The sequence below is a fragment of the Streptomyces cyaneofuscatus genome, assembly GCF_042718795.1.
In the GTDB taxonomy this organism is placed as follows: Bacteria; Actinomycetota; Actinomycetes; order Streptomycetales; family Streptomycetaceae; genus Streptomyces; species Streptomyces cyaneofuscatus_A.
Map to the genome: position 1 here is coordinate 42,140 of NZ_JBHXOX010000017.1, position 12,245 is coordinate 54,384.

Here is a 12,245-nt window from a genome sequence, read left to right on the forward strand (position 1 = left end):
GGCAGGCCCAGGCTCACGGCTGCGGATGTCGGATCGGTCGCCGGGCCCGCGGATACGCAACGGCAAGCGGCCGCACCGGGAGCAGAGGCTACGGCACGACCCCCTTCGGTTCGAGGCCGGCGAAGTCCTCGTGCAGGGCGTCGAGGTGACGGCCCGTCGGTTCGCCCGCCGGGTCCAGCTCCGCCAGCCGCCAGCCCGGCAACTGCTCCTCCACCTCGGCGGGCAGCGACCCGTCCGCCGGGTCGGCCAGGGCGTACAGCACCCCGAACGCCGTCTCCCGGGCCACCTCGCGGGCCAGCTCGCCGAGATCCTCCGGGGTGAGCCCGGCCGCGAGGGCGCGGTCGACGGCCCCGGCGGCGACGCCGTCGCTGCGGTAGGCGGCCACCCAGCGGGGTGCCTCCGTGGTCCAGGCGTCCACGTCCTGCCACACCGTCCGCAGGAGGCGGTAGCGGGCGAGCTGCGGCAGCCCCTCCTCGGCCTCGGACTCGGCCCAGTCCGGCGCGTCGTCGCCGTCCGCTCCCAGGGCGCGGAAGAGGGCGGTGAGCCTGTCGAGTTCGGTCATGGGGTGGGAGGGTACCGGCCGTGGATCCGGAGGGATGGGACTGGCTGGACCGATGAGTTTCGGCGGGGTGCGCGGTCAGTACGTCCGTAAGAGCCGATGCTCACATGAAGCGCCCGTACGAGAAATCCAGGAGCCCCCGATGCGCACTCTGATCAGCACCGCCTTCGTCTCCCTCGACGGCGTCGTGGAGGCCCCGGGCGGCGAGCCCGGCTACCGGAACTCGGGATGGACCTTCAAGGACATGGAGTTCCTCCCGGAGGCGTACGAGATCAAGGGCCGGGAGCAGGAGGAGGCCGGGGCCCTGATGATGGGGCGGGCCAGCTACGAGGCGTTCAGCCCGGTGTGGCCCGCGATGGAGGAGTTCGGGCAGTACAAGGTGATGCCGAAGTACGTTGTCTCCACCACGCTCAAGGAGGACGACCTGGTCTCCGACTGGGGCGACACCACGATCCTGCGGTCGGCCGACGAGGTCGCCGCCCTCAAGGAGACCGAGGGCGGGCCGATCATCATCCACGGCAGCGCCGCCCTGAACCGGAGCCTGTCCGACGCCGGGCTGATCGACCGCTACCACCTGCTCGTCTTCCCGCTCCTGCTGGGCGCGGGCAAGCGGCTGTTCAGCGCGAGCGACAAGGACGCCCAGAAGCTGAAGCTGGTCGAGTACGAGGCGTATGCGAACGGCATCCAGAAGAACGTGTTCGACGTGGTGCGCTGACGCGCCGCCGGGCGCCGGTACTCACCCTGTGCCGGCGGACAGTCGGTCCGCGGCCTGGTCCCACGGCTGGGGCTCGGCCACGTCCTCGCTGCCGTAGGCGTCCTCCTCGAACCAGCCCGTCCCCGCGAGCCAGGTCTCCAGCCACTCCGCGAGACCGGCGGCGTCGAGGAACCAGCACGGCTCCCATGACCCGCCGCCGTACGGGTTCGGCTCGAAGAGCAGGACCTGGCCGTCCTCACTGAAACAGTCGACGCCGGCGTACATGGCACAGCCCCAGGTCAGGATCGGTACGACGCCTGCGGGCCACTCGGGGTGCTCCACTCCGACGGATGCCTGACGCCGCTCCAGGTATTCGCCGACGACGCTGGAGCCTGGACCGAGCAGGGGCAGCAGTCGGTAGTCGGGGCCGAAGCCGCCGTCGGCGACCTCGCCGTACAGGCGCGCGAGGAGGGGATGCAGCGGGAAGCCGAGTTGCGCCTCGGCCTCCGCGATCCGGGCGTCGTCGACAGGCGCGGGAAGGTCGTCCGCGTCCGATGCGGCCCGGAGGGCGACGCGTTGCACGAGGTCATCGGTGTCGGTCATGCCCGCGATGCTGTCAGAGGCCACTGACATGCGGACGGCCCCGGCATCGTGCGCCGGGGGCCGTCGTCGCACGGGCGGGTGTTACGGCAGGTTGCGCGCCATCACGATGCGCTGGACCTGGTTCGTGCCCTCGTAGATCTGGGTGATCTTGGCGTCGCGCATCATGCGCTCGACCGGGTAGTCCCGCGTGTAGCCGTAGCCGCCGAGGAGCTGGACCGCGTCCGTGGTGACCTCCATGGCCACGTCGGAGGCGAAGCACTTGGCCGCGGCGCCGAAGAAGGTCAGGTCGCCGTCGACGCGCTCGGACTTGGCGGCGGCCGAGTAGGTGAGCTGGCGGGCCGCCTCCAGCTTCATCGCCATGTCGGCGAGCATGAACTGGATGCCCTGGAAGTCCGCGATCGGCTTGCCGAACTGCTTGCGCTCCTGGACGTACCCCTTGGCGTAGTCCAGCGCGCCCTGGGCGATGCCGAGGGCCTGGGCCGCGATGGTGATGCGGGTGTGGTCCAGGGTCTTCATCGCTGTGGCGAAGCCCGTACCCTCCTCGCCGATCATGCGGTCGGCGGGGATGCGGACGTTGTCGAGGTAGACCTCGCGGGTCGGGGAGCCCTTGATGCCGAGCTTCTTCTCCGGGGCGCCGAAGGAGACGCCCTCGTCGGACTTCTCGACGACGAAGGCGGAGATGCCCTTGGAGCGCTTGGTGGGGTCGGTGACCGCCATGACCGTGTAGTACTCGGAGACGCCCGCGTTGGTGATCCAGCGCTTCACGCCGTTGAGGACCCAGAAGTCGCCGTCGCGGACGGCCTTGGTCTTCATGCCCGCCGCGTCCGAGCCCGCGTCCGGCTCGGAGAGCGCGTACGAGAACATCGCGTCGCCCTTGGCCAGCGGGCCCAGGTATTTCCGCTTCAGCTCCTCGGAGCCGGAAAGGATCACCGGGAGGGAGCCGAGCTTGTTGACGGCCGGGATCAGGGAGGAGGAGGCGCAGGCGCGGGCCACCTCCTCGATCACGATGACCGTGGCGAGCGCGTCGGCGCCGGCCCCGCCGTACTCCTCCGGGACGTGGACGGCGTGCAGGTCCGAGGCGACCAGGGCGTCCAGCGCCTCCTGCGGGAAGCGGCTCTCCTCGTCGACCGCGGCGGCGAAGGGGGCGATCTTCGTCTCGGCGAGCGCGCGGATGGTCTCGCGGAGCATGTCGTGCTCCTCGGCCGGACGGTACAGGTCGAAATCGGTCGAACCCGCCAAGACGCTCACTCCCCAGATGCTAACTACCGTTAAGTAACTCAATTTTAGTGCGGAAGCCCCGGGACGGCATACGTGAGTGCCACGTGAGCTTCGTGACAGGGGTCGGGCAGAGCGGGAGGTATCGGAAGACATACGGCGGATCGGGTGGGGAAAGGTGGGGTCACCCGCCGCGACTATGCTCGGTTCGCACGTCCGTCCGTACCTCCCAGGAGCACCCATGGCCCTCAGGATCACTGTGATCGGCACCGGCTATCTCGGCGCCACCCATGCCGCCGCCATGGCCGAGCTGGGATTCGAGGTCCTCGGGCTCGACGTCGTACCGGAGAAGATCGAGCTGCTCTCCACCGGGCGCGTGCCGATGTACGAGCCGGGGCTTGAGGAGATGCTTCAGCGGCATGTCGACGGTATCCCCGGGTCGACCGGGCGGCTGCGCTTCACCACCTCCTGGGAGGAGGTCGGGGAGTTCGGTGACGTCCACTTCGTCTGCGTGAACACTCCGCAGAAGCACGGCGAGTACGCCTGTGACATGAGTTATGTGGACAGTGCCTTCGATGCGCTCGCCCCGCATCTCACCCGGCCCGTCCTGGTCGTCGGCAAGTCCACCGTCCCCGTCGGCTCCGCCGCCCGCCTCGCCGCCCGCCTCGCGGAGCTGGCCCCGGCGGGCGCGGACGCCGAGCTGGCCTGGAACCCGGAGTTCCTGCGCGAGGGCTTCGCCGTCAACGACACCCTGCACCCCGACCGGATCGTGGTCGGCGTGGAGAGCGAGTGGGCCGAGAAGCTGCTCCGCGAGGTGTACGCCGGGCCGGTCGCGGAGGGCTCCCCCTTCGTGGTGACGGACTTCCCGACCGCCGAGCTGGTGAAGACCTCCGCCAACTCCTTCCTCGCCACCAAGATCTCCTTCATCAACGCCATGGCCGAGGTCTGCGAGGCAGCCGACGGCGACGTCGTGAAGCTCGCCGAGGCCATCGGGCACGACGAGCGCATCGGGAAGAAGTTCCTGCGGGCCGGGATCGGCTTCGGCGGCGGCTGCCTGCCCAAGGACATCCGGGCCTTCATGGCGCGCGCCGGTGAGCTGGGCGCCGACCAGGCCCTCACCTTCCTCCGCGAGGTCGACTCCATCAACATGCGCCGCCGCGGCCACATGGTCGAGCTGGCTCGGGAGGCGGTGGGCGGCGGCTCGTTCCTCGGCACCCGGGTGGGCGTGCTGGGCGCCGCGTTCAAGCCGGACTCCGACGACGTACGCGACTCCCCCGCGCTCAACGTCGCCGGGCAGATCCACCTCCAGGGCGGCCAGGTGACCGTCTTCGATCCGAAGGGCATGGAGAACGCCCGGCGGCTGTTCCCGACGCTCGGTTACGCCGACTCCGCGCTGGAGGCCGTACGCGGCGCGGACGTGGTGCTGCACCTGACGGAGTGGCGCGAGTTCCGCGAGCTGGACCCGGCGGAGCTGGGCGAGGCGGTGTCCCGCCGGATCATCCTGGACGGGCGGAACGCCCTGGACAGCGCGGTGTGGCGCGAGGCCGGGTGGACGTACCGGGCGATGGGGCGACCGAAGGCCTGAGCCGGCCGCCTGGGCCAGCCGCCTGAACGGCCGCACTCCCGGCGGCGGTACGGGGTAAGCGTCTCCCCGTACAGCAACAAGGCGGTATCCACCGGGAGGTATGCGTCATGCCCATCGCCACACTCGGCGCCGTCGTACTGGACTGCCCCGACCCCCTCGCGCTCGCCCGCTTCTACGCCGCCGTCATCGACGGCACGATCAAGGGCGACAGCGACAGTCGCTGGGTCGACCTCGTGGACGCCCCGGGCACACCGCTGGCGTTCCAGGCCGCGCCCGGTTTCGTACCGCCGCGGTGGCCCCGGACCGACGGCTCCCAGCAGTTCCACCTGGACCTGGCCGTGGAGGATCTGGACGCGGCGGAGCGGGAGGTGCTGGCGCTGGGGGCCCGGCCGCTGGACACGGAGGACCGGGAGCGGCCCTTCCGGGTGTACGCCGATCCGGCCGGGCATCCGTTCTGTCTCTGCGCCTGCTAGATCGTGCCTCGGTGGACAGGCTGGAAACCATGGACGACTCCCCCGGCTGGATCACCACCCCCCTCACCGACGCCCTCGTGCGCGGCGCGCTCGACCTGGAGCGCACCGCGCGCGGCGGCCTCCTCCCGCACCGGCTGCCCGCCCGCGCACGGGCGCAGTTCGGCGGTGACGAACAGGTGGCCCAGGCGGAGGCCCAGCCCTCCGGCGTACGGATCGTGTTCCGCACCCGGGCCACCGCCGTCGAGCTGGACGTCCTGCGCACGGTCGTGGCCTACCGGGGTGTCTCCCCCCGCCCGGACGGGGCGTACGACCTCCACCTCGACGGGGAGCCGGCCGGGCGGGCCACGGCGAGCGGGGGCGATGTGCTGATGGTGGACCTCGGCGACGGCTCTCAGGAGACGTTCCCGGGGCAGGCCGGCACCGTCCGGTTCGACGGGCTGCCCGGGCGGGAGAAGACCGTCGAGATCTGGCTCCCGTACACCGAGGCCACCGAGCTGATCGCCCTGCGCACCGACGCCCCCGTCGCGGCGGTGGAGCCGGGCGGGCGGCGGGTGTGGCTGCACCACGGGAGTTCGATCAGCCAGGGGTCGGCCGCCGACAGCTCCGCCACCGCCTGGCCGGCGCTGGCGGCAGCGGCGGGGGGCGTGGAGCTGATCAATCTGGGGCTCGGCGGCAGCGCGCTCCTCGATCCGTTCACCGCGCGCGCCCTGCGGGACACCCCGGCCGACCTGATCAGCGTCAAGATCGGCATCAACGTCGTGAACCGCGACCTGATGCGGCTGCGCGCCTTCGGGCCAGCCGTGCACGGGTTCCTCGACACCATCCGGGAAGGGCACCCGACCACGCCCCTGCTGGTCGTCTCGCCCATCCTCTGCCCCGCCCAGGAGGACACTCCGGGGCCCGCCGCCCCCGACATCGAGGACGGGCGGGTGGAGTTCGCCGCGTTGGGCGACCCGTCGGAGGCGGCCCTGGGCAAGCTGACCCTGCGGACCGTACGGGAGGAGCTCGCCCGGATCGTGGCGGAGCGGGCGGGCGACGATCCGGCGCTGTCCTACCTGGACGGCCTCACCCTGTACGGCGAGGCCGACTCCGCCGAGCTGCCGCTGCCCGACCGGCTCCACCCTTGCCCCGCCGCGCACCGCCGCATGGGCGAGCGCTTCGGGGCGTACGCCTTCGGCCCGGGGGGACCGTTCGCCGGCACCCGCTAGCGCAGGCGCCGCCCCGGACGCGCGACAGCTGAACTAGCGGATCCGCCGCCCGTCCAGCTCCTCGATCGTCGCGTGGGACGGGCCCCGTGTGGCCTGCTCGTCGCGGGCCACGGCTTCCGCGTCGCGCAGCACCCGTACGGCGTTCTGCCAGGTCAGCTTGGCGAGGTCGCTCTCGGACCAGTGACGGCGGAGCAGCTCGGCGATCAGGTTCGGGTAGCCGGAGACGTCCTCCAGGCCGTACGGCGTGAACGCCGTGCCGTCGTAGTCGCCGCCGATGCCGATGTGGTCGACGCCCGCGACCGCGCGCATGTGGTCCAGGTGGTCCGCGATGGTCGCCACGGTGGCCTGCGGGCGGGGGTGGGCCGCCTCGAAGTCCTCGTGGATGCGCATCGCCTGCGGGGTGGTGTCCAGGTGGTGCAGGCCGTGCTCACGCATGTTGCGGTCGGCGGCCTGGGTCCAGGCCACGGCGGCGGGCAGCACGAACTTCGGCACGAACGTCGCCATCGCGACCCCGCCGTTGGCCGGGAGCGCCGCCAGCACGTCGTCGGGGATGTTGCGCGGGTGGTCGCAGACGGCGCGGGCCGAGGAGTGCGAGAAGATCACCGGCGCGGTGCTGGTGGCGATCGCGTCGCGCATGACGCCGTCCGCCACGTGGCTGAGGTCGACCAGCATGCCGATGCGGTTCATCTCGCGGACGACCTCGTGGCCGAAGGCGGAGAGGCCGCCGAGGCGGCGCAGGTCGGTCGCGCTGTCGGCCCAGTCGATGTTGTCGTTGTGGGTGAGCGTCATATAGCGGACGCCCAGCTCGTGCAGGGCGCGCAGGGTGCCCAGCGAGTTGTTGATGGAGTGGCCGCCCTCGGCGCCCATCAGGGAGGCGATCCGGCCCTCGGCGCGGGCCTTCTCCAGGTCGTCGGCGGTGAGCGCGCGGCGCAGGTGGGTGGGGTAGCGGGCGATCAGCTCGGCGACGACGTCGATCTGCTCCAGCGTGGCGCTGACCGCCGCGTCGCCGGTCAGGTCGGTGCGTACGTACACCGACCAGAACTGGCCGCCGACCCCGCCGGCCCGCAGCCGCGCCAGGTCGGTGTGGAGCAGGCCGCGCTGGTCGGCGGCGATGTCCCGGGCGTCCAGGTCGTAGCCGACCTGCTCACGCAGGGCCCAGGGGAGGTCGTTGTGGCCGTCGACGATCGGATGGGCGGCGAGGAGCTCGTGGGCGCGGGCGAGGTGATCCATGGAAACCGCCCCTACTTTCCGAAGCCGAAGGAGTCCGAGCCCTGGACCTTGGAGCGGAGCCGCTTGCCCTTCTCCGTGGCCTGGGCGTTGAGCTCCGAGAGGAACTCCTGCATCCGCTCCTGGAGCGCCGGGTCGGACGCGGCGAGGATCCTGGCGGCGAGCAGGCCCGCGTTGCGCGCGCCGCCGACGGAGACGGTGGCGACGGGCACTCCGGCCGGCATCTGGACGATGGAGAGCAGGCTGTCCATGCCGTCCAGGTACTTCAGCGGCACCGGCACGCCGATGACCGGCAGCGGCGTGACCGAGGCCAGCATCCCGGGCAGGTGGGCGGCTCCGCCCGCCCCCGCGATGATCGCCTTCAGGCCGCGGCCCGCCGCGTCCTCGCCGTACGCGATCATCTCGCGCGGCATGCGGTGGGCGGAGACGACGTCGACCTCGTACGGGATCTCGAACTCGTCGAGCGCCTTGGCCGCCGCCTCCATGACGGGCCAGTCGGAGTCCGATCCCATGACGATGCCGATCACGGGCGCCGGTGCGGAGGGGGAAGTCATTCGGTGATCGTTCCTCGCAGGTAGTCGGCCGCGTGCCGGGCGCGCTCCCGCACGTCCGCCAGGTCGTCGCCGTAGGTGTTGACGTGGCCGACCTTGCGGCCGGGCTTCACGTCCTTTCCGTACATGTGGATCTTGAGCTGCGGGTCGCGGGCCATGCAGTGCAGGTACGCCTGGTACATGTCCGGGTAGTCGCCGCCCAGGACGTTGCACATGACCGTCCAGGGGGCGCGCGGGCGCGGGTCGCCGAGGGGGAGGTCGAGGACCGCCCGCACGTGGTTGGCGAACTGCGAGGTGATCGCGCCGTCCATGGTCCAGTGGCCGGAGTTGTGCGGGCGCATGGCCAGCTCGTTGACCAGGATGCGGCCGTCACGGGTCTCGAACAGCTCCACCGCGAGGTGGCCGACGACCCCCAGCTCGGCGGCGATGCGGAGCGCGAGCTGCTGGGCCTCGCCCGCCAGCTCCTCCGCGAGATCCGGGGCGGGGGCGATCACCGTGTCGCAGACCCCGTCGACCTGGATCGACTCCACCACCGGGTAGGCCACGGCCTGGCCGTGCGGCGAGCGGACGATGTTCGCCGCCAGCTCCCGTACGAAGTCGACCTTCTCCTCCGCGAGGACCGGCACCCCGGCGCGGAACGGATCGGCCGCGTCCGCCTCGGAGCGGACCACCCACACGCCCTTACCGTCGTACCCGCCGCGCACGGTCTTGAGGATGACGGGGAAGCCCCCGACCTCCTCGGCGAACGCGGCGGCGTCGGCCGGGTCGCTCACGATGCGGTGGCGGGGGCAGGGCGCGCCGATCTCCGTGAGCTTGGCGCGCATCACCCCCTTGTCCTGCGCGTGCACCAGGGCATCGGGGCCGGGGCGCACGGGGATGCCGTCCGCCTCCAGGGCCCGCAGGTGCTCGGTGGGCACGTGCTCGTGGTCGAAGGTGATCACGTCGCAGCCCTGCGCGAAGGCGCGCAGCGTGTCCAGGTCGCGATAGTCGCCGATGACGACCTCGCTGACCACCTGGGCCGCCGAGTCCTGGGGCGTGTCACTGAGGAGCTTGAATTTCAGGCCGAGGGGGATACCCGCCTCGTGGGTCATACGGGCGAGCTGACCGCCGCCGACCATGCCGACTACCGGGAACGTCACACCCCCAGGGTATCGGGCGCGCCGGAGCGCCCGGGACGCCGTCCGGGTGCCCCTCCCGGCGGGCTCCTGACCATCACCGGCCCGCCACACGGGAGGGCTGGATAGCATGGCGGAGTTGACGGAACCGTCGACGCCCTCGAACGGACGGACTGAGCGATCACCATGAGCGAACGGGGCGCACTGCGGACCCGGCTTGATCTGCTGACCCGGGAGGTCGCCAAGTTCGGCGCGGTGGGTGCGGTGGGACTGCTGGTCAACATCGCCGTCTTCAACCTGCTCCGGCACACCACCGATCTCCAGGTCGTCCGGGCGAGCGTGCTGGCGACCTTCGTCGCCATCCTCTGCAACTACGTGGGCTTCCGCTACTGGACCTACCGGGACCGGGACAAGACCCGCCGGACCCGCGAGCTGACCCTCTTCGTGCTGTTCAGCGTCGCGGGCGCGGTCATCGAGAACGGCGTGCTGTATCTCGCGACGTACGGCTTCCACTGGAACACCCCGGTCCAGAGCAACGTCTTCAAGATCCTCGGCATCGGGATCGCGACCCTGTTCCGCTTCTGGTCCTACCGGACGTGGGTCTTCAAGGCTCTTCCCGCAAAGTCCCCGGCCGACGAGGAGGCCCCGCGTCCTGCGGAGCGGTTTCTGGAGCAGCGCCGGTCGTCGGAGACCGTAGAGCCCGATCCCGTACGGAACTGATCCCTCGGGCTCCTCTCCGGCTCCTCTCCGGCTCAGCGCACCGGGCGTTGTGGTCAGCGCACCGGGCGTTCCGGGTCCTGGCGGTCCAGCGGGGTGCGGCTGAGGAAGAGCGCGAAGACCGCCGGGTGCTGCTGGAGCAGTTCCAGCCGGCCGCCGTCCGCCTCCGCGAGATCCCGGGCGACGGCCAGGCCGATGCCCGTGGAGTTGCGGCCGCTGATCGTCCGCTCGAAGATCCGCGCGCCCAGCTCGGCCGGGACGCCCGGGCCCTCGTCGGTGACCTCGATGACGACCTGGTTGCCGGTGACGCGGGTGCGCAGGGCGACGGTGCCGCCGCCGTGCATCAGGGAGTTCTCGATGAGCGCCGCCAGGACCTGGGCGACCGCGCCCGGGGTGCCGACCGCCCGCAGACCGTGCTTGCCGGAGCGGACCAGGGCGCGGCCGGTGGAGCGGTAGGCGGGGCGCCACTCCTCGATCTGCTGCTTGATGACCTCGTCCAGGTCGAAGACGACGGCGGAGCCGGTCCGCGGGTCCCGGGAGTTGGTCAGCAGCCGCTCCACGACGTCGGTGAGGCGCTCGACCTGGGTGAGGGCGATGTTCGCCTCCTCCTTCACCGTCTCCGGGTCGTCGGTCACCGAGATCTCCTCGATCCGCATGGAGAGCGCGGTGAGCGGCGTACGCAACTGGTGCGAGGCGTCGGCGGCGAGGCGGCGTTCGGCGGTCAGCATCCGGGCGATCCGCTCGGCGGAGGCGTCCAGGACGTCGGCGACCCGGTCCAGCTCGGGCACCCCGTACCGCTTGTGGCGCGGGCGGGGGTCGCCGGAGCCGAGGCGTTCGGCGGTCTCGGCGAGGTCGGTGAGCGGGGAGGCGAGCCGGTTGGCCTGGCGTACGGCGAGGAGCACGGCCGAGATGATCGCGAGCAGCGCCACCGCGCCGATGATCAGGAGCGTGCGCCCGACCTCGCGGGTGACGGCCGAGCGGGACTCCTCGACGGTGACCTTCTCGCCCTGCTCACCGGTCTCGGTGGCGCGCAGGACGCTGCCGGTGGGCCGCTCGCCGACGGCGATCGGGGCCCGGCCCGGGATCTCGATCAGTGCGAACCGGGACGGGTCGATCTGCTCGGACAGCACCCCGGAGTTGATCACCTCGTCGCCCAGCAGCCGGCTGTCGACCACGCTGATCAGCCGCAGCGCCTCGGATTCGACGCTCTCCTGGGCGCTGGCGCTGATGGTGCGCGTCTCTACGATGACGAGGGAGACGCCGAAGACGGCGATGACGACGAGGACCACGGCGAGCGTGGAGTTGATCAGCCGGCGGCGCATGGCCGCCGGTTCTTCCGTTGTCCTGCTTCAGGGCGCATGAGGGCTTCGTACGTCAGCTCTTCTCGAACCGGAAGCCGACGCCCCGGACCGTGGCGATGTAGCGGGGATTGGCCGCGTCGTCGCCGAGCTTCTTGCGGAGCCAGGAGATGTGCATGTCGAGCGTCTTGGTGGAGGACCACCAGGTGGTGTCCCAGACCTCGCGCATGAGCTGGTCGCGGGTGACGACCCGGCCGGCGTCCCGGACCAGGACTCGGAGCAGGTCGAACTCCTTGGCGGTGAGCTGGAGTTCCTCCTCGCCCATCCAGGCCCGGTGCGACTCGACGTCGATCCGGACGCCGTGGGTGGCGGGCTGCGCGGCGGGCTCGGAGGCGCCGCGGCGGAGCAGGGCGCGGACCCGGGCGAGGAGTTCGGCGAGGCGGAAGGGCTTGGTGACGTAGTCGTCGGCGCCGGCGTCCAGGCCGACCACCGTGTCGACCTCGTCGGCGCGGGCCGTCAGCACCAGGATCGGCACGGTGTGGCCGTCGGCACGGAGGCGGCGGGCGACTTCGAGGCCGTCCATCCCGGGCAGCCCCAGATCGAGCACCACGAGGTCGATGCCGCCCTGGAGTCCGGCGTCGAGCGCCGTCGGGCCGTCCTCGCGGACTTCGACCTCGTAACCCTCCCGACGCAGTGCGCGGGCCAGTGGCTCCGAGATGGATGCGTCGTCCTCGGCGAGCAGTACACGGGTCATGGACTGATGGTAGTCCGGCTGGGACGTGCGAGGTGAGGCCCGCGACGCCGCCTGCGGGTTACCGTCGAGATCCGGACATGGACCTTTGAATATGGGAGCCTGGTTCCACGATTACCTGTGATCCATGTCTCAAGTCCTTCCATATGCCGCTGTGTCGTGTCGTATGGTGTCCCGACGCCTGTTGCACTAAAGAACGACCTTTGGGCCGCCATGAGCGCCAAGGGTCTCTTGTGTGTGTTGGGCCGG

At 71.3% G+C, this 12,245-nt stretch carries 13 protein-coding genes; 5 read left to right on the forward strand and 8 right to left on the reverse strand.

The window, feature by feature from the left end; translation table 11 throughout:
• Nucleotides 1-88: 88 nt before the first annotated feature.
• The gene (locus ACFWRT_RS20440; protein WP_380954771.1) at nt 89-562 is read right to left on the reverse strand and encodes a hypothetical protein; all 474 of its coding nucleotides are present in this window, start codon (nt 560-562) and stop codon (nt 89-91) included.
• A gap of 139 nt (nt 563-701) precedes the next feature.
• Between ACFWRT_RS20440 and ACFWRT_RS20445 the strand changes: the two genes are divergently transcribed.
• Nucleotides 702-1,274: a dihydrofolate reductase family protein gene (locus tag ACFWRT_RS20445; protein WP_380954770.1), complete on the forward strand. Its 573-nt coding sequence runs from the start codon at nt 702-704 to the stop codon at nt 1,272-1,274.
• 21 nt (nt 1,275-1,295) lie between these two features.
• Here the strand turns inward: ACFWRT_RS20445 and ACFWRT_RS20450 are convergent, their stop codons facing one another.
• Nucleotides 1,296-1,856 (reverse strand): SMI1/KNR4 family protein, encoded by a 561-nt coding sequence (locus tag ACFWRT_RS20450; protein WP_380954769.1) that lies wholly within the window; start codon nt 1,854-1,856, stop codon nt 1,296-1,298.
• Between the two features lie 81 nt (nt 1,857-1,937).
• Nucleotides 1,938-3,095 carry an acyl-CoA dehydrogenase gene (locus ACFWRT_RS20455; RefSeq protein WP_366391952.1) on the reverse strand — a complete coding sequence of 386 codons (1,158 nt, stop codon included), beginning with the start codon at nt 3,093-3,095 and terminating at the stop codon, nt 1,938-1,940.
• A gap of 217 nt (nt 3,096-3,312) precedes the next feature.
• On the opposite strand from ACFWRT_RS20455, the gene ACFWRT_RS20460 reads away from it, so the two are divergent.
• The 3 genes from ACFWRT_RS20460 (at nt 3,313) to ACFWRT_RS20470 (ending at nt 6,337) form a co-directional block, all read left to right on the forward strand.
• On the forward strand, nt 3,313-4,656 hold the full coding sequence (locus ACFWRT_RS20460) for a UDP-glucose dehydrogenase family protein (protein WP_380954767.1): 1,344 nt from the start codon (nt 3,313-3,315) through the stop codon (nt 4,654-4,656).
• Between the two features lie 107 nt (nt 4,657-4,763).
• Nucleotides 4,764-5,129: a VOC family protein gene (locus ACFWRT_RS20465; protein WP_380954766.1), complete on the forward strand. Its 366-nt coding sequence runs from the start codon at nt 4,764-4,766 to the stop codon at nt 5,127-5,129.
• 29 nt (nt 5,130-5,158) lie between these two features.
• Nucleotides 5,159-6,337: a GDSL-type esterase/lipase family protein gene (locus ACFWRT_RS20470; protein WP_380954806.1), complete on the forward strand. Its 1,179-nt coding sequence runs from the start codon at nt 5,159-5,161 to the stop codon at nt 6,335-6,337.
• Between the two features lie 33 nt (nt 6,338-6,370).
• Here the strand turns inward: ACFWRT_RS20470 and ACFWRT_RS20475 are convergent, their stop codons facing one another.
• From ACFWRT_RS20475 to ACFWRT_RS20485, 3 genes are read right to left on the reverse strand one after another with little or no spacing between them, the layout of a single operon-like run.
• Nucleotides 6,371-7,567, reverse strand: coding sequence for a dipeptidase (locus ACFWRT_RS20475; protein ID WP_380954764.1), 1,197 nt, complete (start codon nt 7,565-7,567; stop codon nt 6,371-6,373).
• An 11-nt stretch (nt 7,568-7,578) separates the two neighbouring features.
• Nucleotides 7,579-8,118: a 5-(carboxyamino)imidazole ribonucleotide mutase gene (purE, locus tag ACFWRT_RS20480; RefSeq protein ID WP_380954762.1), complete on the reverse strand. Its 540-nt coding sequence runs from the start codon at nt 8,116-8,118 to the stop codon at nt 7,579-7,581.
• Entirely contained in the window at nt 8,115-9,254 is a 1,140-nt protein-coding gene (locus ACFWRT_RS20485; protein WP_380954761.1) for a 5-(carboxyamino)imidazole ribonucleotide synthase, read from the reverse strand. Before ACFWRT_RS20485 ends, purE begins: the two co-directional genes overlap by 4 nt.
• Before the next feature lie 162 nt (nt 9,255-9,416).
• Here ACFWRT_RS20485 and ACFWRT_RS20490 point away from each other — a divergent pair, with 162 nt between their 5' ends.
• On the forward strand, nt 9,417-9,950 hold the full coding sequence (locus tag ACFWRT_RS20490) for a GtrA family protein (protein ID WP_380954759.1): 534 nt from the start codon (nt 9,417-9,419) through the stop codon (nt 9,948-9,950).
• A gap of 53 nt (nt 9,951-10,003) precedes the next feature.
• Here ACFWRT_RS20490 and ACFWRT_RS20495 read toward each other — a convergent pair whose 3' ends face one another.
• On the reverse strand, nt 10,004-11,269 hold the full coding sequence (locus ACFWRT_RS20495) for an ATP-binding protein (RefSeq protein ID WP_380954757.1): 1,266 nt from the start codon (nt 11,267-11,269) through the stop codon (nt 10,004-10,006).
• 52 nt (nt 11,270-11,321) lie between these two features.
• Nucleotides 11,322-11,999 carry a response regulator transcription factor gene (locus ACFWRT_RS20500; protein WP_380954756.1) on the reverse strand — a complete coding sequence of 226 codons (678 nt, stop codon included), beginning with the start codon at nt 11,997-11,999 and terminating at the stop codon, nt 11,322-11,324.
• Between the last annotated feature and the right edge of the window lie 246 nt (nt 12,000-12,245).

Bases quoted from the DNA above. Each gene is read 5' to 3' on its own strand.
- ACFWRT_RS20440 (WP_380954771.1), bottom strand. From the start codon at position 562: ATGACCGAACTCGACAGGCTCACCGCCCTCTTCCGCGCCCTGGGAGCG.
- ACFWRT_RS20445 (WP_380954770.1), top strand. From the start codon at position 702: ATGCGCACTCTGATCAGCACCGCCTTCGTCTCCCTCGACGGCGTCGTG.
- ACFWRT_RS20450 (WP_380954769.1), bottom strand. From the start codon at position 1,856: ATGACCGACACCGATGACCTCGTGCAACGCGTCGCCCTCCGGGCCGCA.
- ACFWRT_RS20460 (WP_380954767.1), top strand. From the start codon at position 3,313: ATGGCCCTCAGGATCACTGTGATCGGCACCGGCTATCTCGGCGCCACC.
- ACFWRT_RS20465 (WP_380954766.1), top strand. From the start codon at position 4,764: ATGCCCATCGCCACACTCGGCGCCGTCGTACTGGACTGCCCCGACCCC.
- ACFWRT_RS20470 (WP_380954806.1), top strand. From the start codon at position 5,159: ATGGACGACTCCCCCGGCTGGATCACCACCCCCCTCACCGACGCCCTC.
- ACFWRT_RS20475 (WP_380954764.1), bottom strand. From the start codon at position 7,567: ATGGATCACCTCGCCCGCGCCCACGAGCTCCTCGCCGCCCATCCGATC.
- purE (WP_380954762.1), bottom strand. From the start codon at position 8,118: ATGACTTCCCCCTCCGCACCGGCGCCCGTGATCGGCATCGTCATGGGA.
- ACFWRT_RS20490 (WP_380954759.1), top strand. From the start codon at position 9,417: ATGAGCGAACGGGGCGCACTGCGGACCCGGCTTGATCTGCTGACCCGG.
- ACFWRT_RS20495 (WP_380954757.1), bottom strand. From the start codon at position 11,269: ATGCGCCGCCGGCTGATCAACTCCACGCTCGCCGTGGTCCTCGTCGTC.
- ACFWRT_RS20500 (WP_380954756.1), bottom strand. From the start codon at position 11,999: ATGACCCGTGTACTGCTCGCCGAGGACGACGCATCCATCTCGGAGCCA.